Here is a 1593-nt window from a genome sequence, read left to right on the forward strand (position 1 = left end):
GGTCGGGATTGCTCGACATGATATGCGGGTCGCTTCTGGTGAAGACCACGACTTCGCCGGCCTCCACGACGATCGCCTCCTTGCCGATGATGCGGGCGAAGCAACGGCCGCTCGTCAGCACGTGGTAGGAAATCAGGTGATCCGCGCCGGGAAGGATCTTCGGCAATATCGAGGAGGGGGCGGGCGAGCAGACGGCCCATGGATCCTGGGCCTTTATGTCGAAAAACGTCGCGCCGGTGAGACGCACCGTTTTCAAGAGATCAGACAGAGCGTCCCCGGCCATAGCAGCGTCCAGCGGGTTGCGCAGCAACCTGGCGCAATCCCTTTCGAGTTCCGGACGCGCTGTCAAGTGAGGCGGACGCCGCGTCATTCCGTTCATTGCCGGAAGCTTTAAACCCGCACTAGCGCTTGCGTGGTGCCTCAAACGGGTGCGTGGCGCGGTCGAACCAAACGAAGAGGATGTAAGTCATGACGGTACACAAGGGCGGCTGTTTTTGCGGCGCCGTGGAGATCGAAGTGCACGGAACCGCCGAGGCGATGGGCTATTGCCATTGCAGTTCCTGTCGTTCGTGGTCGGCGTCTCCGGTGAACGCCTTCACGCTGTGGAAGCCGGAGAACGTCAAGGTCACCAAGGGCGCGGAGTTCCTGTCCGGCTTCAGGAAGTCGAAGATGAGCGACCGCCAGTTCTGCACCAAATGCGGCGGTCACCTGATGACGGATCATCCGCCGCTCGGACTGGTCGACGTCTATGCGGCGACGATACCGACGGTGGAATTCAAGCCGGGGGTCCATGTCAACTACGCCGAGACTGTCCTGCCGATGAAGGACGGCTTGCCGAAGCTGAAGGATTTTCCGGCCGAGCTCGGAGGCTCCGGGGTGAGCGTGCCAGAGTAGTCCCGAGCGGTAGTCCCAGCGATGACACACGATTTCCACGAACCACATCTCACGACAGGAGAATACGCATGGACATCGCGACATTTCGCGCCACGCAGGAGCCGATCAAGGATCTATATCGCAAGGATGCGCGGGCGGCACTTCTTACGCTGAAGGCCAAGGGCAGCGCCGACGACTCCAGGGTGACCTGCAAGGTCGAGACCGGCCGCGGCCTTGCGCTGGCCGGCATCCATCCGAAAGCCGGCGGCAGCGGGCAGGAACTCTGTTCCGGCGACATGCTGCTGGAGGCGCTGATCGCCTGCGCCGGCGTTTCGATGCGGGCGGCCGCCGCCGTGCTGGAGATTCCGATCAAGTCGGCCGAAATCTCCGCCGAGGGCGACGTCGATCTTCGAGGTACGCTGGGCGTCACCGAAGGCGTGCCGGTCGGCTTCAAGGAGATCCGCTTGCGCTTCGACATCGAGACGGACGCTCCGCAAAACCGGCTCACCCAACTGATGGAGCTCACCGATCGCTACTGCGTGATCTTCCAGACCATCCAGCGCAGCCCCAGGACCTTCGTGAAGCTCAACAGGGTCGCGCGGTAAGCGACACGGTAATGCGAGTTGCCTGGGATCCAAACCTTGGCGGGCGGATTCCGGGCGGGGCCTGAGCGCGGCCTGTCGCGCCAGGCCCTATCCCTTCACATAGCCCATCGCCTCG

3 protein-coding genes are annotated in these 1593 nt (G+C 62.9%); 2 read left to right on the forward strand and 1 reads right to left on the reverse strand.

What is annotated here, in order from left to right:
- Nucleotides 1–310: cupin domain-containing protein (locus tag EOA29_RS35870; protein ID WP_189479106.1), on the reverse strand; the 310-nt coding region annotated here is incomplete at its 3' end.
- A gap of 158 nt (nt 311–468) precedes the next feature.
- On the opposite strand from EOA29_RS35870, the gene EOA29_RS35875 reads away from it, so the two are divergent.
- Together EOA29_RS35875 and EOA29_RS35880 are read left to right on the forward strand one after the other, a co-directional pair.
- Nucleotides 469–894, forward strand: coding sequence for a GFA family protein (locus EOA29_RS35875; RefSeq protein ID WP_126094450.1), 426 nt, complete (start codon nt 469–471; stop codon nt 892–894).
- A gap of 68 nt (nt 895–962) precedes the next feature.
- On the forward strand, nt 963–1478 hold the full coding sequence (locus tag EOA29_RS35880) for an OsmC family protein (protein WP_126094449.1): 516 nt from the start codon (nt 963–965) through the stop codon (nt 1476–1478).
- Nucleotides 1479–1593: the final 115 nt, after the last annotated feature.

Origin of the sequence: Mesorhizobium sp. M1E.F.Ca.ET.063.01.1.1 (assembly GCF_003998155.1) — a bacterium.
Taxonomy (GTDB): Bacteria; Pseudomonadota; Alphaproteobacteria; order Rhizobiales; family Rhizobiaceae; genus Mesorhizobium.

Bases quoted from the DNA above. Each gene is read 5' to 3' on its own strand.
- EOA29_RS35880 (WP_126094449.1), top strand. From the start codon at position 963: ATGGACATCGCGACATTTCGCGCCACGCAGGAGCCGATCAAGGATCTA.
- EOA29_RS35875 (WP_126094450.1), top strand. From the start codon at position 469: ATGACGGTACACAAGGGCGGCTGTTTTTGCGGCGCCGTGGAGATCGAA.